8 protein-coding genes are annotated in these 20,949 nt (G+C 64.5%); 4 read left to right on the forward strand and 4 right to left on the reverse strand.

All coding sequences use genetic code 11. The annotated features are described in order from the left end of the window. Positions 1-30 precede the first annotated feature (30 nt). Complete coding sequence (locus ACXZ1M_RS00810) at positions 31-969, forward strand: cation diffusion facilitator family transporter (RefSeq protein WP_459051348.1); 939 nt, start codon at positions 31-33, stop codon at positions 967-969. On the opposite strand, the gene ACXZ1M_RS00815 is transcribed toward ACXZ1M_RS00810, so the two are convergent. Then, entirely contained in the window at positions 966-14,156 is a 13,191-nt protein-coding gene (locus ACXZ1M_RS00815; RefSeq protein WP_459051349.1) for a calcium-binding protein, read from the reverse strand. The two genes, ACXZ1M_RS00810 and ACXZ1M_RS00815, sit on opposite strands and share 4 nt — an antisense overlap. Positions 14,157-14,387: 231 nt before the next feature. Between ACXZ1M_RS00815 and ACXZ1M_RS00820 the strand changes: the two genes are divergently transcribed. Beyond that, positions 14,388-15,029, forward strand: a complete 642-nt coding sequence (locus ACXZ1M_RS00820) for a CatA-like O-acetyltransferase (RefSeq protein ID WP_459051350.1) — start codon at positions 14,388-14,390, stop codon at positions 15,027-15,029. A gap of 5 nt (positions 15,030-15,034) precedes the next feature. Here the strand turns inward: ACXZ1M_RS00820 and ACXZ1M_RS00825 are convergent, their stop codons facing one another. Genes ACXZ1M_RS00825 through ACXZ1M_RS00835 form a run of 3 tightly spaced genes read right to left on the reverse strand, consistent with a single transcriptional unit; the run spans position 15,035 to position 18,534 of the window. Then, on the reverse strand, positions 15,035-17,290 hold the full coding sequence (locus ACXZ1M_RS00825; protein ID WP_459051351.1) for a RelA/SpoT family protein: 2,256 nt from the start codon (positions 17,288-17,290) through the stop codon (positions 15,035-15,037). A gap of 7 nt (positions 17,291-17,297) precedes the next feature. After that, positions 17,298-17,648, reverse strand: a complete 351-nt coding sequence (locus tag ACXZ1M_RS00830) for a RidA family protein (RefSeq protein ID WP_459051352.1) — start codon at positions 17,646-17,648, stop codon at positions 17,298-17,300. Between the two features lie 7 nt (positions 17,649-17,655). Then, on the reverse strand, positions 17,656-18,534 hold the full coding sequence (locus tag ACXZ1M_RS00835; protein ID WP_459051353.1) for an alpha/beta fold hydrolase: 879 nt from the start codon (positions 18,532-18,534) through the stop codon (positions 17,656-17,658). Positions 18,535-18,662: 128 nt separating this feature from the next. On the opposite strand from ACXZ1M_RS00835, the gene ACXZ1M_RS00840 reads away from it, so the two are divergent. Both ACXZ1M_RS00840 and ACXZ1M_RS00845 read left to right on the forward strand, forming a co-directional pair. After that, positions 18,663-19,457, forward strand: a complete 795-nt coding sequence (locus tag ACXZ1M_RS00840; protein ID WP_459051354.1) for a 3-hydroxybutyrate dehydrogenase — start codon at positions 18,663-18,665, stop codon at positions 19,455-19,457. Between the two features lie 126 nt (positions 19,458-19,583). Next, complete coding sequence (locus tag ACXZ1M_RS00845; RefSeq protein WP_459051355.1) at positions 19,584-20,879, forward strand: dicarboxylate/amino acid:cation symporter; 1,296 nt, start codon at positions 19,584-19,586, stop codon at positions 20,877-20,879. The last annotated feature ends 70 nt before the right edge of the window (positions 20,880-20,949 follow it).

A 20,949-nucleotide genomic window follows, 5' to 3' on the forward strand; every position in this document is an offset into this window, starting at 1 on the left:
GCATTAAACTGTGGTCATCGCCCATCCAATATGCAGCCCATGCCAACCGACACCGCCCTGCCGCCCTCGCCCTCCGCCCACCTGCACGAGCATCGCGACGGCGACGCCCACTATCGCCACTACACGGTACAGCGCAGCCAGTCCGTGCTGGCGTGGTCGCTGGCGCTGACGCTGGGCTTCGCGGTGGTGGAAGTGGTGACCGGCTTCATGTCGAATTCGCTGGCCCTGATTTCCGACGCCGGCCACATGGTCACGGACGCGGCGGCGCTGGGCCTGGCTTTACTGGCGCAGCTGATCGCCAAGCGGCCGCCATCGGCACGCCACTCGTTCGGTTTCGGCCGCGCCGAGGCGCTGGCGGCGTTTGTGAACAGCCTGGTGCTGTTGCTGCTGGTCGGCTGGATCACTTACGAAGCCATCAGCCGCTTCTCGCATCCGGAACAGGTGCAAGGGGCCACCGTGTTCGTGGTGGCCGCCATCGGGTTGGTGATCAATCTGGTGCTGGCCTGGATGCTGTCGCGCGGCGAGAGCAATATGAACACCCGCGCCGCGCTGGTGAACGTGCTGGGCGACCTGCTGGGTTCCGTGGCCGCGCTGGTGGCCGGCGCAGTGATTTACTACACGGGATGGATGCAGATCGACCCGCTGCTGTCACTGTTCGTGGCGCTGCTGATTTTAAAATCCACCATCGACGTGCTGCGCGAGTCCTACCACTTCCTGATGGGCGGCGTGCCCGAGCAGATCGATTACCTGCGCGTCGGCGCCGACCTGGAACAGCTGGAAGGCGTGTGCTCGGTGCACGACCTGCACGTGTGGGACATGGCGCCCGGCCAGCCCGCCTTGATCGGTCACGTCGAAATCACCGATCTGGCGCACTGGCCCGAGATCCTGCACAACATCAAAGCCATGCTGCTGGAAAAACACGGCATCGACCACATCACCCTGCAGGCTGAAGTGGCCCCGCCGCTTTAAACCATCGGCACATAGAACGCGTAGTCCGTAACGGTGGTGGCCGGCGTGCCGGTCAACACGGCCAGCTGCGTCAGTTCGCCTTCCGACACCAACTCATCGTCCGCGCCGGAGATGAACAGGAACACCGTGCTTGAGGTGCCGTTGTCGACCACGAACACGGCCTTGGCGCCGGTCGCGTAGGCCGTGTTGGCCGAGCCAATCAAGGCAGCCGCCGCACTGGCCGATACCGCGCCCGTGCCTGCCGCGTTCTGGGTGAACACCACCAGTTCCGCACCGACATCGAAGCCGCCGGCCGAGCTGCGGGTGGTGGCCAGATCGATCACTCCATCGCCGTTGCCGATCTCCAGACTAGGCATATCCAGGATCATGTGGTCGCTTCCCACGGTAAAGTCGGTCACGGTGTTGACACTACCGCTGCTAAGGTAGAACCAGTCATTGCCGGCGCCGCCTGTGTAGCGGTTGTTGCCGCCGGCACCGATCAGGTTATCCGAGCCGGCGCCGCCGGAAAGGGTGTCGTTGCCCGCTCCGCCGATAATCACGTTGTCCAACTCGTTGCCAGTGCCGGTGAACGCGCCCGATCCTTCGAAGGTCAAGAACTCGATCTGCTTGGCCATCGTGTAGGTATTCAGGGTGGAAACGACCCAGTCCTGATCGCCAACCACGGTTTCAACCACCACGTCGCTGGTCGAATTGACGAAGTACTTATCGCTGCCGGCGCCGCCGGTCATGGAGTCGTTGCCGAGGCCGCCGTCGAGCGTGTCGTTGCCGGCGCCGCCGATCAGGGTGTCGTTGCCCGCGCCGCCATACAGCGCATCGCTTTCGCCGCCGCCGTCCAGCTTGTTGGCGGCGCTGTTGCCGGTTAGGGTGTTGGCCTGGTTGTTGCCGGTCAGGCCGACCGCCAGCGTACCGGTAATGGTGGCGTCTTCGATGTTGTCCGCCAGCGTGTAGCTGCCCACCGCCGTGAATGCGACGAGGACATTGTCGACGCCTGAACTGAATTCCTCGACCACCAGATCGCCGGCCACATTGACCACATAGGTATCGTTGCCACTGCTGCCGACCAGGGTGTCGATGCCGAGGCCGCCGTCCAGCGTGTCGTTGCCACTGGTGCCGGTGATCGAATCGTTGCCAGGCGAGCCCAGCAAGCCGTTGATCTCGGCGATGGTCTTGCTGCCACCGTCGAAGTTCACCAATTCCACGCCGCGCAAGGTGATGTTCTCGCCGGTGGAGACGCTGACCAGCTGGGTGTCGGTGGCCGACAAACGGGTGACCGTATAGGCGCCGAAAGCGCCCACCACCGTCAGCGTATCGGAACCTCCGCCGCCATCGGCCACGTCGATGCCCGTGCCGACGTTCAGTGCGTCGTTGCCGTCGCCACCGATCAGGCTGTCGTTGCCGATGCCGCCGGATAGCGTGTCGTTGTCGGCGCCGCCGTCCAGCGTATCGTTGCCGGCGTTGCCGATCAGGCTGTCGGCCCCCGCCATGCCGAGCAGCTTGTCGTTGCCGACTGCGCCTTCGATGACGTTGGCCAAAGCATTGCCGGTGCCGGCAAACGCCGCCAGGCCGGTGTACTTCAGGTTCTCGACGTTGAGCGCCAGCGTCAGCGCCGCTGCCGTGGTCAGGATCAGGTCGGTGCCGGAACCGCCGGTGGCCAGTTCGGTCACCACGTCGGTTGCCACATCCACCACGTAGACGTCGTCGCCGTCGCCGCCGATCATGGTGTCGTTGCCGGCACCGCCGTTCAGGCTGTCATTACCTGCGGCGCCTTCCAGCTTGTTGGCTGCGCTGTTGCCGGTCAGGGCGTTGTTCTCGGCATTGCCGGTCACATTGACGGCCAGCACACCCGTCACGGTGGCGTTTTCGACGTTGGCGCTCAGCACATACGTGCCAGCCGCCGTGAACGCCACGGTGACGCTGTCCATGCCTTCGTCCGCCGCTTCCACCACCACGTCGCCGACGACGTTGACGACATAGGTATCGTCGCCGCTGTAGCCGGTCATGCTGTCGATGCCCAGGCCCCCGTCCAGCGTATCGTTCTGGTCGGCCGCGCCGGTCAGGGTATCGTTGCCGATGGTGGCGCGGTTGGCGTTGATGTCGTCCAGCGTCTTGCCGACGCCGTTGAAGACAAAGTTTTCCACGCCGCGCACCACCACGTTTTCGCCGGTGATAACGTTGATCAGCTGGGTGTCGGTCAGCGACAGGCGGCTGCGGGCGAAGTCGTCGAAATTGCCCAGCAGGGTCAGCGTGTCGCCGCTGCCTCCGCCGCCGTCCGCCACGTCGACGCCGGTGCCCGCGTTCAGCGCGTCGTTGCCGTCGCCGCCGAACAGGCTGTCGTTGCCGCTGCCGCCGGCCAGCGTGTCGTTGTCGGCGCCGCCGTCCAGCGTGTCGTTGCCGGCGTTGCCGACCAGGCTGTCGGCGCCCGCCATGCCCAGCAGCTTGTCGTTGCCGACCGCGCCTTCGATGATGTTGGCCGAGGCATTGCCGGTGCCGGCAAACGCCAACGAGCCGGTGTACTTCAGGTTCTCGACGTTGAGCGCCAGCGTCAGCGCCACCGCCGTGGTCAGGATCTGGTCGGTGCCGGAGCCGCCGGTGGCCAGTTCGGTCACCACGTCGGCCGCCACGTCGACCGTGTAGATGTCGTCGCCGTCGCCGCCGCTCATGCTGTCGGTACCTGCGCCGCCGTCGATGGTGTCGTTGCCGGCGCCACCGGTGACGGTGTCGTTGCCGAGACCGCCGCTGATGCTATCGTTGCCCGCCCCGCCATCCAGCTTGTTGGCTGCGGTGTTGCCGATCAAAATGTTGTCCTCGCCATTGCCGGTCACATTGACGGCCAGCGTGCCCGTCACGGTGGCGTTTTCGACGTTGGCGCTCAGCGCGTACGTACCCGCCGCCGTGAATGCCACGAGCACGTTGTCCGTGCCTTCGCCCGACGCTTCCACCACCACATCGCCGGCGACGTTGACGACGTAGGTATCGTCGCCGCTGTAACCGGTCATATTGTCCGCGCCCAGTCCGCCGTCCAACGTGTCGTTGAAATCGACCCGGCCGGTCAGCACATCGTCGCCCGTGCTGGCGCGGTTTTCGTTGACCTGCGCCAGCGTCTTGGCAACGCCGTTGAAGAAGAAGCTCTCCACGCCGCGCACCAGCACGCTCTCGCCGCTGACCGCGTTCACCAGCAAGGTATCGGTCAGCGACACGCGCGTGCGGCTGAAGTCGGCAAAGCTGCCGGTCAGCGTCAGGGTATCGCCGGTGCCGGCGCCGCCATCGACCGTATCGACGCCGGTGCCGCCGGAGAACGAATCGTTGCCTTCGCCGCCGTCGAGCGAGTCGTTGCCGGCGCCGCCCATCAGCGTATCGTTGCCGGCCAGGCCCTTCAGCACGTCGTTGCCGACGCCACCGAGGATCAGGTTGTCGAGCACGTTGCCGGTGCCGGCGAAGCCTGTCGTTCCGGTGTATTGCAGGGTCTCGACGTTGGCGCCCAGCGTGTAGCTGGCCAGCGCAGTCTTCACCACGTCGATGCCCGAAGCGCCGCCGGCGGCTTCGGTCACCACGTCGGTCGCCACATCCACCGTGTAGATGTCGTTGCCGTCGCCGCCGGCCATGCTGTCGCTGCCCGCGCCGCCGTCGATGGTGTCGTTGCCGACGCCGCCGGTGATGGTGTCGTTGCCGAGACCGCCGCTGATGCTGTCGTTGCCGGCGCCGCCATCGATCTTGTTGGCCGCGCTGTTGCCGGTCAGGATGTTGTCCATCGCATTGCCGGTGACGCTGACCGCCAGCGTGCCGACGATCGTGGCGTTCTCGACGTTGGCGCTCATGACGTAGGTGCCGGCGGCGGTGAAGTCCACCGTGACGCTGTCGGTGCCCTCGTCTTCGGCCTCGATCACGTTGTCGCCGGCGGCGTTGACGACGTAGGTGTCGTCGCCGCCCTTGCCTTCCATGCGGTCGTTGCCGAGGCCGCCGTTCAGCGTGTTGGCGCCGCTGTCGCCGACCAGGTTGTCGTCGAAGGCGCTAGGGATATTCGCCTGCACTTCGGCCAGCGTCATCGTCGTGCCGTTGTAGCCGCCGAAGATGACATTCTCGATGCCGCGCAAGGTGATGACGTTGTTGGCGTCAAACTTGTAGGTCAGCACGGTATCGGTCGCGTTCGGACGGGTCACCGTGTAGGAGTCGAATGGCAGCGAGACGACGGCAATGTCGCTGTCGAGACCGCCGTCCAGCAGATCCTTGCCGCCAGCCGAGATCAGTGTGTCGGCGCCCGCGCCGCCGACTATGCTGTTGTTGCCGGCGCCGCCGAGCAGGATGTCGGCACCCGCGCCGCCGTCCAGCGTATCGTTGCCGAGCCAGCCGTCCAGGATGTCCGCGCCGGCGCTGCCGGTCAGGGTGTCGCCGAACGAGGAGCCGATCGCGATTTCGATGCCGATCAGCTTGTCATTCCCGCCCATGCCGTCGTTCGTCACCACGCCGGTGGCCAGGTTGACCGACACCGCGCCTGCGGAGGCGTGATAGTCGATGGTGTCGCTACCGCCCTTGCCGTCGATGGTGTCGTTGCCGCCGCGGCCTTCAAACCTCTCGTCCAGGTCGCTGCCGGTGATTGTGTCGTTGAGGGATGAGCCGCGCACCTGTTCGATGTGGGACAGCGTGTCGGTGCCGCCCAGGCCATCCAGCGCGATACCGGTGGTCAGGTTGACGTTGACGCCGTTGGTGCTGGTGCTGTAGTCCACACCGTCGAAACCGCCGCCACCGTCGATGACGTCGTTGCCGGCGTTACCCATGAAGTTTTCGATCACGTCGTCGTAGTCGCTGCCGGTCAGGGTATCGTCGTAACGCGAGCCGCGCACGCCGTCGATGTCGATCAGGGTGTCGGTGCCGCCATCACCGTCGTCGGCCGTGCCGTCCGAGCGGCCGCCCAGCTGGACGTTGACCGCGCCGGCGGCGAAGTCGTAGCTGGCGATGTCCATGCCGCCGCCGCCGTCGATGGTGTCGTCGCCGCCTTCGCCGGACAGGATCTCGGTCAGCACGCTGTCCGAACCGGTGATGGTGTCGTCATGCGTGGAGCCGCGCACGATGGTGATGTTGACCAGCATGTCGTGGCCGCTGCTCTCGCCGTCGGCGGTGCCCTCCTCCAGGTTGATCGCCACCGCCGACGCCGAATGATGGTACAGCGCCACATTGTTATTGGTCTGGTTGATGGTGTCGGTGACGGCGCCGCCGTTGATGACGTCATCGCCTTCACCGCCTTCAAAACCTTCCAGCAGCGCCGTCGTACTGCCGGTCAGGATGTCGTTGTGGGTGCTGCCGATCACGAAGTTGATGTTGACGAGCTTGTCCGTGCCTTCCATGCCGTCCTGCGCAATCCCGGTGCCCAGGTTGACGTCAACGCCGAACAGCGATTCCCCATAGTTGACATAGTTCGCATCGGTGTTGCCGATCTTGTCGGTGATGGCGCCGCCGTCGATGCTGTCGTTGCCGTAGCCGCCCTGCAGCTCGTCGGAGCCCGCGCCGCCCAGCAAGGTGTCGTTGCCATTGCCGCCGACCAGCAGGTCGGTGCCGCCCATGCCGTCGAGCTTGTCGTTGCCGACGCCGCCCACCAGCACATTGGCGTCGGCATTGCCGGTGCCGATGAAGTTGCCGGAGCCGACGTACTGCACCAGCTCGACGTTGGCGCCCAGCGTGTACGTGCCCAGCGTGGTCTTGACGCCGTCCCAGCCGCCGCTGGCCAGTTCCGTGACCACGTCGCCGGTGGCGTCGACCACATAGCTGTCGTCGCCCAGGCCGCCGTCCATGGCGTCGTTGCCAGCGCCGCCGTCCAGCGTGTCGTCGCCGGCGCCGCCGCTCAGCTTGTTGGCGGCCGCGTTGCCGGTCAACTTGTTGTCCAACGCATTGCCGACCACGTTGACGGCGATCGTCGCGGCCGCCGTCACGGTGGCGTCTTCCACGTGCTGCGCCTTGGCCGCCATGTCGAAGGTGCCGGCCGCCGTGAAGGCGACCTTGACCAGGTCTTCGCCGCCGTCCACCTCCTCGACGATCAGATCCAGCGCGTTGTCGACCGTGTAGGTGTCGTCGCCGTCCAGGCCGGTCATGGTGTCGTTGCCGGCGCCCCCGTTCAGGTCGTCGTTGCCGTCCGTGCCGAGCAGGTTGTCCGGACCCACGCTGGCGATGTTCAGCTGCACTTCGGCCGCCGTCATCGTCGTGCCGTCGGGGCCGCCGAAGTGGAACGTCTCGACGCCGCGCACGGTGATGACATTGTCCGGATTCCCTTTATTGGTCAGTACCGTGTCGATCGCGTTCGGCCGGGTGATGGTGTAATCCTCAAACTCCAGTGCCAGAATCAGTTCGTCGTCGCCGGCGCCGCCGTCGACCGTATCCCGGCCGCCATTGCTGATGAGCTGATCGTCGCCAAGGCCGCCCAGCATGCTGTTGTTACCCTCGTCGCCAGACAGGGTATCGTTGCCGGCGCCGCCGTCGAGCGTGTCGTTGCCTTCCCTGGCGGTCAGCAGATTGTCGGCGGCGCTGCCGGTCAGGCTGTCGGCATAACCAGTGCCACTGGCGTTTTCGATGTTGAGCAGCTTGTCGGCGCCGCCCTGCCCGTCCGTGGCGTTGCCGGTGGCGAGGTTGACGACCACGCCGCTGCCGGCACGGTTGAACATGACGCCGTCGACACCGCCCGCGCCGTCGATGCTGTCGTTGCCGGCTTCGCCTTCGAACCACTGGGTGCCGTCGCTGCCGATGATGGTGTCGTTGAATGCGGAACCGTGCACCTCTTCGATACCGTTCAGCACATCGGTGCCGCCCAGGCCATCCGTGGCCGTGCCCGCGACCAGGTCGACCTTGACGCCGGCCTTGCTGGTGCTGTACTCCAGGATATCCCAGTACACCGAATCACCTTCGATGGTGTCGTTGCCGCCGTTGCCGATGAAGATGGCAAAGTCCATGCCGCCGCTCATCAGCAAGTCGTCATGGGCCGAGCCGCGCACGCCCTCGATGTTGATCAGCGTATCGGTGCCCATGTTTTCGAATTCATCGACTTCGCCGTCGCTGGCGGTACCGGCGCCGAGGTCGACCGTCACGCCGTGGCTGGCGAAGTCGTAGCTGGCATAGTCGATGCCGCCGCCGCCGTCGATGGTGTCGTCGCCGGCCTCGCCCGAGAAGGACTCGATCAGGCCGCTGTCGGAACCGGTGATGTTGTCGTCATGGGTCGAGCCGCGCACCATGGTGATATTGAGCAGCGTGTCCACGCCGCTGCCTTCGCCGATGGCCATGTGCTCCTGCAAGTTGACCGTCACCCCGGTGTCCGACTTCAGGAACATCACCATATTGTTGTCGCTCTGGTTGGCGTAGTCGCGCACTGCGCCGCCATCGATGGTGTCATTGCCTTTTCCGCCCTCGAAACCTTCCAGTTGCGCCAGCGTGCTGCCGGTCAGGACGTCGTCGTCATTGCTGCCGATCACGAAATTGATGTTGACCAGCTTGTCGGTGCCGCCGAAACCATCGCTGGCGACGCCGGTGCCGAGGTCGACCGACACGGCGCCGGCGCTAAAGGAGTACACGGCAACGTTGAAGTCGCTGTTGCCGATCTTGTCGGTCAACGCGCCGCCGTCCAGCGTGTCGTTGCCCGGACCGCCGAACAGGGTGTCGGAACCGGCGCCGCCGAGCAGCGAGTCGCTGCCCTGGCCGCCCAGCAGCAGATCGTTGCCTTCCTTGCCGTCGAGCTTGTTGTTGCCGGCGCCGCCCTGCAGCGTGTTGTCGCCGGCGTTGCCGGTGCCGGTGAAGGCGGACGAGCCCATGTAACGCACGTTCTCCAGCGTCGCACCCAGGGTGTAGGTGGTCAGCGTGGTAATGATGCTGTCGTTGCCGCCATTGGCCGCCTCGGTCACCGTGTCGGTGGCCGAATCGACGTAATAGGTGTCGTTGCCCTGGCCGCCGTCCATGGTGTCGTTGCCGGCGCCGCCGTCCAGCGTGTCGTTGCCGAGGCCGCCGGTCAGCTTGTTGCCGGCCGCATTGCCGGTCAACTGGTTGTCGCTGTCGTTGCCGATCAGGTTGATGGCGACGGTACCCGGCGCCGCGATCGCGTTCTCCACGTTGGCCGCGTTGGTCAGCATATTGTAGGTGCCGGCCGCCGCCAGATTGACCTTGATGGTATCGATGCCGAAGATCGGCTCCATATCCTCCAGATCTTCGTCCTCGATGATGGTGTCGCCGACGTTATCGACGATATAGGTGTCGTCGCCTTCGAAGCCGACCATCTCATCGGCGCCGCCTGCGCCATCCAGCGTGTCGTTGAACTCGGTGCCGAAAATGGTGTCCGCACCGGGGCCGGCCACGCCGTCGACCAGCGTTTCGAAGTCCACCACATCGCCGTCGAATTCGATCATCTCGACGTTGCGGAAGATGACCGTCTCATTGGTGTATTTGTTGGCCATCTGGGTGTCGCCATTCGTCAGACGGGTGACGACGTAGTCGTCTCTCATGCCGTCCATGCCCAGGGTGTCGAGGTCCATGTTTTCAGCGTCGGTGCCGCCATCGACGAAGTTCTTGCCGCCGTGGGCGCGGAAGTAGTCGTCGCCGGTGCCGCCCAGCATGCTGTCGTTGCCGTTGCCGGCCTCCAGCCAGTCGTTGCCGGCACCGCCGGACAGCGTGTTGTCGCCGGCGCCGCCGTCGAGCTGGTTGTCGGCCTCGTTGCCGGTGATGCTGTCGTTGAACCTGCCGCCCGAAACGTGCTCGATATTGCGCAGCGTGTCGGTGCCGCCGTAGCCGTCGCTCGCCGTGCCGGCGGCCGAGCCGATGCCCAGCGTGACCTTTACCGCGCCGGCGGTGTGCTCGTAGTCGGCATAGTCCTCGCCATCCTTGCCGTCGATGGTGTCATTGCCTTCGCGGCCTTCGAAGAATTCGACCGGCGCGTCCGAGCCGTTCATCACGTCGGCGAAGGCCGAGCCGCGCAAGCCTTCGATACCGCTCAGCTCATCGGTACCGCCCAGGCCATCCGTCACCACGCCGGTGGCCAGGTCGGCGACGATGCCGGCGGTGCTGCTGGTGTAGATGGCCATGTCGAGGCCGTCGCCACCGTCGATGGTGTCGTTGCCGCCGTTGCCCTGGAAGCTTTCGACCTTGTCGCCGTTTTCAGGATCGCCGTTGTCGGGATTGCCGCCGGTGAGCACGTCGTTGTAGGCCGAACCGCGCACGCCTTCGATGCCGCTCAGCTCATCGACCTTGCCGTAGCCGTCCTCGGCGGTGCCGGCCAGCAGGTCGACCACCACGCCCGCCTTGGCGTTCTCGTAGCTGGCGATGTCGTAGCCGTCGCGGCCGTCGATGGTGTCGTTGCCGTCGCGGCCTTCAAAGACCTCGACGCCGTCGCGGTCGCTGCCCGACAGATGGTCGCCGTAGCTGGAACCGCGCACGGCGTTGATGTTGATCAGGGTGTCCTCGCCGATGGTCGCGCCGTTGGCAGTGCCTAGCTCCAGGTCCACCGTCACGGCGCTGGTCTCGTTCTGGTAGGTGACGCGGTTGACGTAGCCGCGGTCCTGCGGATCGACCAGCGCGCCGCCGTCGATGGTGTCGTTGCCGCTGCCGCCGTCGAACTGCTCGACGATGGCGCTGGCACGGCCGGTCAGGACGTCGGCGAAGTTCGAGCCGACCACGGCGTTAATATTGACCAGTGTGTCGGAGCCACCGAAGCCGTCCTGCGCCAGGCCGCTCTCCAGGTTGACGTTGACACCACCGGCCGACGACTTGTACACCACCGTGTTCATGTCGGTTTCGTTCACCAGGTCGGTGATGGTGCCGCCGTCGATACTGTCGTTGCCGGGACCGCCGATCAGGGTATCGGCGCCGGCGCCGCCCAGCAGCGTATCCTTGCCGCCGCCGCCGACCAGCAAGTCGTTGCCGCCCATGCCGGACAGCTTGTCGTCGCCCGCTCCGGTCAGCAGGGTGTTGTTGCCGTCATTACCGGTGCCGGTGAAATTGCCGCTGCCCTGGAACATCATGTTCTCGACGTTGGCCGCCAGCGTATAGCTGGCCGCCGTGACGTAGACTTGATCGGTCACGTTCAGCTCGGTCTCGATGATGACGTCGGTGGTCGCATCGACGTAGTACATGTCGGCGCCCGCGCCGCCCGTCATGGTGTCGGTGCCGCCCTTGCCGTCCAGGGTGTCGCTGCCGGCGCCGCCCTCCAGCTTGTTGGCTGCGGCGTTGCCGATCAGGACGTTGTCGAGCGCATTGCCGGTCAGATTGATGGCGGCAGCGGACGTCACCGTGGCGTTCTCCACGTTCGCGCCCAGCACATAGGTGCCGGCGGCGGTGTAGGCCACGTTGACCAGATCGACGCCGCCGCTGAACTCCTCGACCACCACGTCGCCCGCCGCATCCACCGTGTAGGTGTCGTTGCCGGACAGGCCGGTCAAGGTGTCGTTGCCGGCGCCGCCGTTCAAGCTGTCGTTGCCGCTGGTGCCGGTCAGCTGGTTGGCGCTCGCGTTGCCGGTCAGGGTGTGGCCCGCCGCCGTCAGCACGCCGTTCTCGACGTTGGCGGACAAGGTGAAGTCGACACTGGTCTTGATGGTATCGCTGCCGGCGCTGGCCGCTTCCGTCACGACGACGTCGGTCTGGCCCACCACATAGGTATCGTCGCCGGCGCCACCCACCAGGGTGTCCTTGCCGCCGCCGCCGTTGAGGGTGTCGTTGCCGGCGTTGCCGTTCAAGGTCTGGGCCGCATCGTTGGCGCCCTGCTCGCCCCAATAGACCTCGCCGTCGGCGCCGGCGGTACCGTTCAAAATCGCGCTGCTGACCACCAGGTTGAAGGCGCTGCTCTTGGCGCTGGTGTGACCGTACACGTCGGTCACGGTGGCGCTCAGCGCGTGCGTGCCGTCGCTAAGGTGCTCGATCTCCGCGCCCCAGCGGCCGTCGTCGTTGACGCCGACCGTGGCCAGCAGCGTCAAGCCTTCGTAGATCTTGATCACCGAACCCAGGGCCGCCGTGCCTTGCAAGGCCAGGTGGCTGTTGCCGACGGTGGCGCCGCTGCTCAACGGACTGTTCAGCAGAACGAACGATGCCGAGAAATAAGCCGGGTCATACTGCGGCAGGTTGCCGCCGACGATGGTCTGCACTGAGAACGTCGGCGCCGCCGGTGCGGCGGCCGAGGTCGAGCCGACCACGAATTCCGCGTTGCCGTCCTTGTCGATCAATTGCTGGAAAACGCCGCCGCCCTTGTTCAGCACGCCGCCCTGCGAACTCCAGCTCACCACGATGGAGCCGTCGCCGCTGGTGGCGAGGGTCGGGAAATTCTTGGTGCCGTAGCCCGGATGGTCGCTGACCACCAGATTATCGGTCAGCGCGTCCTGCGTGGCGCCGTCGTAGCGGCGCACCATGATGCTCGAAGCGCCGTTGGCCTCCTGGCTGTCCCACACCACCATGAAGCTGCCGTCGTCCAGGCCCTGCACGTCCGAGGCGTAGTGGCCGCTACTGCCGTCGGCCACCACCAGCGGGCCGTCGCCGACCGCTACACCGCTGGCGGTGAACGCGCGCGCCAGCACCTGCACCGTGCCGCCCGGCGGCGTCGCCGTCCAGGTGACCACGAAGCCGCCGGTCGACAGCCAGGAGATGTGGATGTTGCCGACGTAGTCATTGACGCAGTCGATGATCATTGTTTCGGCGCCGGTCTTGTTGCCATAGGTGTCCAGGTGTTGCATCACATAGCTGGCCTGGTTGGCCAGCGAGACGCTGCGCCAGACCACCACCAGCGAGCCGTCCGACAGGCGCTCGATCATCGGCGCTTCCTGCGGGCCGTCGGTGGTGGTGTTGAGCTGGAACTCGCCGCCGTTCTTGCTGCCGTCCCAGTTGTATTTTTGCGCATAGATGCCGTTGCTGGTGCCGCCGCCGTCCTGGCCGGACTGCCAGGTCACGATGTAGCCGTAGTCGCCCAGGCCTGTCGCCACAGGGAAGCGCTGCTGGAAATCGGTGGTGGTGTTGACCAGCACTTCGCCGTCGACCTTGTTGCCGGCCGAGTCGAAGCGCTGCAGCTTGATGTCCCAGGACGGCGTGCCGCTCAAGACCGGGTTGTTGTTGCTGTTCCAGAGCACGACATAGCCGCCGTCATCCAGCGCACTCACGCTCGGACTGCGCTGGTCACCCGGCTCGACGCTATTGACGCGCTGCTCGGCGCCGACCGGCTGGCCTTCGGCGTCGAACAGGCGCGCCACGATGCCGTCGCCGCCGCTGTCGAAGTCGCGGTAGGCCACCACGTAGCCGCCGCTGTTGAGCTGCGTGGTCGCCTGGTAAACCTGCAGATTGGCGGGATTGCTGCTGACGCTGCGTTCCAGCGGCTGCAGCAAGATGCTGCCATCGCTGAAGTGCAGGTTGCGGATGCCGGACAGGCGGTCCACGCCATCGGGCGAGCCGTCGCGCAGGTCGGTCACGATCACGTCGCCGTTGGCGTCGGTGCTGATCGAATAATCGGCGCGGTTGCCGCTGAAGTTGGCCTGATCGTCGCCACCGCCGCCACGCAGGGTGTCGTTGCCGCCGCCGCCGACCAGGGTATCGGCGCCGCCGAGACCGAGCAGCACATTGGCGCCGGCGTCGCCGCTCAGCATGTCGTTGTAATAGCTGCCTTCGACATTTTCGAAGTTGGACAACTGGTCGACGCCGTCGGCGCCGCTGCTGGCGCCGTCGGCCAGGCTGACCGTCACGCCGGCGGTGGCAAATTGGTAGCCGACCGTATCGATGCCGGCGCCGCCATCCAGGGTGTCGTTGCCGCCGTTGCCGTAGAAAGTGTTGGCGCCGTCGCTGCCCAGCATGACGTCGGCAAAGCCGTTGCTGCCGGAAACCATTTCCACGTTGAGCAGCAGATCGTTGTCGCCGCTGCCGTCGGCGACAACGCCGGTGACCATGTTGACGTCGATGCCGTGGCCGACGCTGTAATAGGTGACGCGGTCGTTGCCGGCGCCGCCGTCAAAGGTGTCGGCGCCGGACTGGGAGCGGATGTAGTCGTTGCCGTCGCCGCCCTCGATGGTATCGTTGCCCGGGTCGGTGCGACCGGCGCCATCGCCACCGAAGCTGTCGTCGCCCTGGCCGCCAATCTCAAGGTTGTTGCCGGCGCCACCCTGAATGTAATCGTTGCCGGCGCCGCCAATCAGCGTATCGTCGGTGCCAGTAACTTCCAGGCTGTCTGCATATGCGGTGCCGTTGATTTGAGTGCCCATGTCGCTGATCCCTGAGATGTTTGGTGGTTTTAATTAGTGCGTCGTCGGCGACGCCGGTCGGGCGCAAAAAGCGCGCCTCGCCGCCTCCTGTGTGGAGGTCTTGGCAACATAACATCCTAACGAACATCCCGGAATCACTTAACTTAAGTTCATGCGCATTGTGTTGAGGAAACAACAGCAATCTTTACATTTACACTACAATGACGCCTCGTTCTTCCACATAGATATCCCATGCAGAATTTTGAAAAACGCCGCGACCGATACAATGCCTTTGCATCGTTCGAGAACCCGCTGGTCAACCTGAGCTTTGAGTTGGAGGTGCCGGAATTCCGGCCATACTGCAAGCAGCAAGGGCTGCCACCGTTTCACTTCTTCCTGTACCACGTATTGCATGCGCTAAAGGGAAGCGACAACTTCATGTACCGCATCCACCAGGGCGAGGTCATCAAGATTGACGATTTCTGGGCGTCCTACACCGTCATCAACCAGGACCACAACCTGAATTTCGCGCGCTTTGAAATGACGGAGGACTTGGGGGAATTCATCGCCCGCAGCGTGGCGTCGAAGAAGGAGGCGGAAGCGAGCACGCAAATCATCAACACCACCGAGGCGTTGAGCGAATACGAGAAGCGCAGGAACATCCACATCACCTGCATGCCGTGGCTCAAGCTGGCCTCGATCGAGCACCCGATCTACGAGCACAAGACCTACGACATCCCGTCGCTGGCCTGGGGCCGTTTCAGCGAACCGCGCGCGGACGGCAAGCTGACGATGACCATGGCGGTGCAAGCCCACCATGGTTTCGTCGACGGCTACCACATCCATCTGCTGGCGCAATCCATCGCCGCGCGCATTGCGCAGACGATGGATTAGTTGCCTTAAGCGCGGCGGGCTTCCTGGACGCCGGTGACTTCGGAGATGGCGGCCAGGGCTTTATGCAACTGGGCCGTGGCGCCGATTTCGGCCGTGAAGGTCATGCGCGCGAAGCCTTTGGCGCTTTGCGTGTTGACGCCGATGACGTTGATCTTCTCGCGCGAGAAAATCTCCGAGATGTCGCGCAGCAGCCCCTGGCGGTCGTTCGCCAGGATGAAGATGTCGACCGGGTAGACCGTGTCCGAGACCGACCGCCCCCACTCCGTCACGATCACCCGCTCCGGCGCCTTGGCGCGCATTTCGGCGAAGTTCTTGCACGTGGCGCGGTGGATCGACACGCCCTTGCCGCGCGTGACGAAGCCGACGATGCCGTCCGGCGGCGCCGGCTTGCAGCATTTGGCCAGCTGCGTCATCAGGCCGTCCGTGCCCACCACCAGCACGCCCGACTTGGCGCCCTGCTCCACGCTCGACGCCTTGCTCTTGCCGAGGAAGACCTCGTCCGCCGGCCCGCTCGGCTCGCCGCTGTCGTGCAGCGCGTTTTCGATCGCGCGCAGGCTGAATTCGTCCTTGCCCACCGACAGGAACAGGTCGTCCACCTTGGCGAAGCCCAGCTTGTTGGCCAGCGCTTCCAGGTTGACCGCCGTCTTGCCTTCACGCTGCAGGGTTTTTTCCACCGCAGCGCGGCCGTGCGACAGCGTTTCCTGCATGTCGATGGCGTGGAACCAGGCGCGGATCTTGGAGCGCGTGCGCGTCGCGACCGTGTATTCCTCGGCCAGCCAGTCGCGCGATGGCCCCGCCGTGCCCGGCGCACCCTTGGCGGTGATGATTTCACAGGTCTGGCCGTTTTTCAGCGGCGTGTTCAGCGGCACCATGACGCCGTCCACCCGCGCGCCACGGCAGCGGTGGCCGACGTCGCTGTGCAGGTGATAGGCGAAGTCCACCGGGGTGGCGCCGACCGGCAGTTCGATCACGCGCGCCTGCGGCGTCAGCACGAAGATGCGGTCGTCCAGCGCGGCGGCCTTGAGTTTTTCCACCCATTCGCGCTGCTGCTCTTCCTGGCCGACCACGGCGTCCGCGACGTCGGTTTTCCAGGCCAGCAGCTGGCGCAGCCAGGCGATTTTCTCGTCGTACTTCTGGCCCTGGAAGTTGGAGCCGCCCTCTTCCTTGTAGCGCCAGTGCGCGGCCACGCCGTACTCGGCGAAGCTGTGCATTTCCTGGGTACGGATCTGCACTTCCAGCGGCCGGCCGTCTTCCGCCGTCACCACCGTGTGCAGCGACTGGTAGCCGTTCGGCTTCGGCCGCGAAATGTAATCGTCGAATTCCTTGGGTATCGGGGTCCAGATGTTGTGCACCACGCCCAGCACGGTGTAGCAGGTTTTCACGTCGGCCACGATCACGCGGAAGGCGCGCACGTCGTACAGGTCGGTGAAGTCCAGCTCCTTGCCCTTCATCTTGCTCCAGATGGAGTAGATGTGCTTGGGACGGCCGAACACCTCGGCCTGGATGCCGGCCGACGCCATCTCCGATTGCAGGCGGGCGATGGCGTTGGTGACGAAGCCTTCGCGCATCAGGCGCTTTTCTTCCAGCATCTTGGCGATGCGCTTGTACGTTTCCGGCTCGATGAAGCGGAACGACAAATCCTCCAGCTCCCACTTGAGCTGCCAGATCCCCAGGCGGTTGGCCAGCGGCGCGTACAGGTCCAGCGTCTCGCGGCCGTAGGCGCAGGTCATGTCGTTGAACAGCTTGATGTCGGCGAAATAGCGCAGCGTGGTCACGCACGACGCCAGCCGCACCAGCACCACGCGCATGTCGGAGGCCATGGCCAGCAGCATCTTGCGCAGCGTTTCCACCTGCGCCACCGCCATTTGTGCGGCGTTGCGGCCGCGGGCCGCCGCCGCGCCTTGCGGCGCCTGGGTCTGCGTCAGTTCGCGCAGGCGGATCAGCTGGCGCACGCCGGCCACCAGGTCGTTGACCTCGCAGCCGAAGCGCGGCTCGATCACGGCCGATTGCTCGGTGTCGAGCAAGGTCAGCTCGAACATCAGGCCGGCGATGCGGGTTTCAACGTCGGTGCGCAGGAAGGCCAGCGTGCCGGCCACGCCGACCGCGAACTCCAGCGCCGGCTGGCCGCTGGTGCCAACCTTGTCGCCGTAGGCGGCACTGGCGAAGTCCAGCGCCGCCAGCATGCGGGCGCCGTCGTCGGGCGACAAGCCCTGGACCAGCTGCTCCGACGTTGCGCTATTGAGCGCGGTGGTGGAAACCATGGGACTCCTAGCGCTGCGCGGCGATGACGACGATTTCGACCAGCACCTTCGGATCGGCCAGGCGTGCTTCGACCGTGGCGCGCGGCGGCGTGTGGCCTTGCGGCGCCCAGGCGTCCCATTCCTCGTTCATGCCGGGGAAGTCGGCCATGTCCTTGATATAGATCTGGCAGCTGAGGATGCAGGTCTTGTCGCTGCCGGACTCGGCCAGCAGACGGTCGACGTGGCCCAGCACTTCGCGGGTCTGGCCCTGGATGTCGGCCGACGTATCTTCCGCGATCTGGCCCGCCAGGTACACGGTGCTGTTGTGGATCGCTACTTCGGACAGGCGCTTGCCTACATGCAGTCGTTTGATTTCCATACTATTTTTAACCTAACAAGAATTTCTTTGCTATTGCAATTTGATCGTCGTGAATGAAAGTGGGCGCGTGGCCCACGTTCGGAATTTCCACCAGCGTGGCCTTCGGCCCGCGCTCGGTCATTTCCTTGGCCGTTTCCGGCGACAGCAGGTCGGAATCGGCGCCGCGCACCAGCAGCGTCGGGCAGCGGATGGCGTCATACGCGGCCCACAGCATGGCCTGGTCGGCGTCGGCCGATTCCGGCGTGGCCGAGCGGAACGGCAGGGCCAGCCCCATATCGTAATGGCGTACCCATTTGCCGTCTTTGTCCTGGCGCAATACGTCGGTGGCCAATTTGTGCCACTCGGCTTCGCTATGCTCGCCGAACGACAGCGACACGTCACGGATGAACTTGGCGCCATCTTCGAAGCTGTCGAAGCGCATGTCCTGGCCGATGTAGTCGCCGATGCGCTGCAGCGCCAGCGGCGCCAGCACCGGGCCGATATCGTTGAGCACCAGTTTGCGGATCGGATTGCCCGGCAGCGACGCCATGCCCATGCCGATCAGGCCGCCCATCGAGGTGCCGAACCAGTCGACCTTCTGACTTTCGCCGTCTGGCAGAACCCGCGCAAGCAAGGTTACGATATCGCTGACATACTGCGGAATGCGGTACAGCTGCGGATTCTTCAGCCAGTCGGAACGGCCACGGCCGACGACGTCGGGACAGATCACGCGGTAGTCGTTGGCCAGTGCCTGCGCCATGTTGTCGAAGTCGTCGCCCACGCGGGTGACGCCATGCACGCACAGCAGCACATTAGGATTGTTCTCGTCGCCCCATTCTTTGTAGGAGATGCGATGCAGGCCGGCCAGCGACAGGCATTGAACAGACTTTATTTTTGCTTCGAACATGCGGCTTCCTCAATGGTTTTTATGTAATGATGTTCAGAATTACCATTTTACCGCGTTGTGATAATTTCCTACCGAAGTGTAGCGCAGCGCCCATTCAATCACCAACCCTATAGACGATAGAGGACAGTATGGCAAACAAGACTTTGAGCGGCAAAACAGCATTGGTCACCGGCTCTACCTCAGGCATCGGCCTGGGCATCGCGCGTTCGCTGGCGGCCGAGGGCGCCAACGTGTTGCTGAACGGCTTTGGCGACAGCGCCGAAATCGCCCAGCTGCAGGTGGACCTGGCCAAGGAATTCGGCGTGCAAGCGGCCTACCACAACGCCGACATGACCAAGCCGGCCGAGATCGAAGCCATGATCAACTTCGCCGGCGAAAAATTCGGCGGCGTCGATATCCTGGTCAACAACGCCGGCATCCAGTTTGTCGCCAATGTCGAGGATTTCCCGACCGAGAAATGGGACGCCATCATCGCCATCAACCTGAGCTCGGCCTTCCATACTTCGCGCCTGGTGCTGCCGCGCATGCGCACCAATAACTGGGGCCGTATTATCAACCTGGCCTCGACCCACGGTCTGGTGGCCTCGGCCGGCAAGTCGGCCTATGTGGCGGCCAAGCACGGCCTGATCGGCCTGACCAAGGCCAACGCGCTGGAGACCGCCACCACCGGCGTCACGGTCAACGCCATCTGCCCCGGCTTCGTGCTGACCCCGCTGGTGCAGAAACAGGTCGACGACCGCGCCGCCAAGGATGGCATCAGCAACGAGCAGGCCAAGAAAGCGCTGCTGGCCGACAAGCAGCCATCCGGCGACTTCGTCACGCCGGAAGAGCTGGGCGCGCTGGCCGTGTTCCTCTGCTCCGACGCAGCCAAGCAGGTGCGCGGCGTCGCATGGAATATGGATGGCGGCTGGGTCGCGCAGTAAGCGGCCTAAGTAGTATCCCTAACAAAAACAGATATCACCGGCGTGAATTTGCGGTTTTCCACAATAGTGATATCTGTCCATTTGCGCGATGATGGACTCCTCACACCCGAACCACGAGGAGACCCCGTGAAAAAACCATTCTATAAAGTCCTGTACATACAGGTACTGTTCGCCATCGTCTGCGGCGTGTTGCTCGGCGTTTATCTGCCGACCGACGCGGTTGCCATGAAACCGCTGGGCGACGGCTTCATCAAACTGATCAAAATGATCATTGCCCCGGTGATCTTCTGTACCGTGGTCTCCGGCATCGCCGGCATGCAGGACGTCAAGAAAATCGGCCGCGTCGGCGGCAAGGCCCTGCTCTACTTCGAGGTCGTCTCGACCATCGCCCTGGCCATCGGCCTGGTCGTGGCCAACGTGCTGAAACCGGGCGCCGGCTTCAACGCCGATCCTGCCCACCTGGACACCAAGGCGATCGCGCAATACACGCACGCCGAAGGCCTGACCACGGTTGATTTCATCATGAACATCATCCCGAAGACCTTCGTTGATGCCTTCGCCAAGGGCGACATCCTGCAAGTGTTGCTGATCGCCATCCTGTTCGGCTTCTCGCTGTCGCTGCTGGGCGAGCGCGGCCGTCCAATCGCCAAGCTGATCGACGAGTTTTCGCACGTCATCTTCGGCGTCGTGAACATCATCATGAAAGCCGCTCCGATCGGTGCCTTCGGCGCGATGGCCTTCACCATCGGTAAATACGGCCTGGCCTCGCTGATCCCGCTGGCCAAGCTGATGGGTTCGTTCTACCTGACCTGCTTCCTGTTCGTGTTCGTGGTGCTGGGCCTGATCGCCAAGTACACCGGCTTCTCGATCTTCAAGTTCATCAAGTACATCAAGGAAGAACTGCTGATCGTGCTGGGCACCAGCTCGTCGGAAAGCGCGCTGCCTTCGCTGATGACCAAGCTGGAACGCATGGGCTGCTCCAAGCCTGTGGTCGGCCTGGTGGTCCCAACCGGCTACTCGTTCAACCTGGACGGCACCAACATCTACATGACCATGGCCGCCCTGTTCGTTGCCCAAGCGACCAACACCGAGCTGACCCTGTGGCAGGAACTGACCATCCTGGGCGTGGCGATGCTGACCTCCAAGGGTGCGTCCGGCATCACCGGCGCCGGCTTCATCACCCTGGCGGCCACGCTGGCCGTGGTACCGACCATTCCGGTGGCCGGCATGGCGCTGATCCTGGGCATCGACCGCTTCATGAGCGAATGCCGCGCCCTGACCAACTTCGTCGGCAACGGCGTGGCCACGGTCGTGGTATCGAAATGGGAAAAAGAACTGGACATGGAAAAGATGAAAGCCGAACTGGACCATCCAGGTTCGACCGTCACTGTCCGCGATCCACTGGAAGTCGTGCCTGGCTAATCCCCAGCACGCCTGAAACGCCCCGCCCGGCCAACGCCGCGCGGGGCGTTTTTCATTGGAGCAAGTTTCA

It is taken from the genome of Duganella paludis (genome assembly GCF_054461335.1).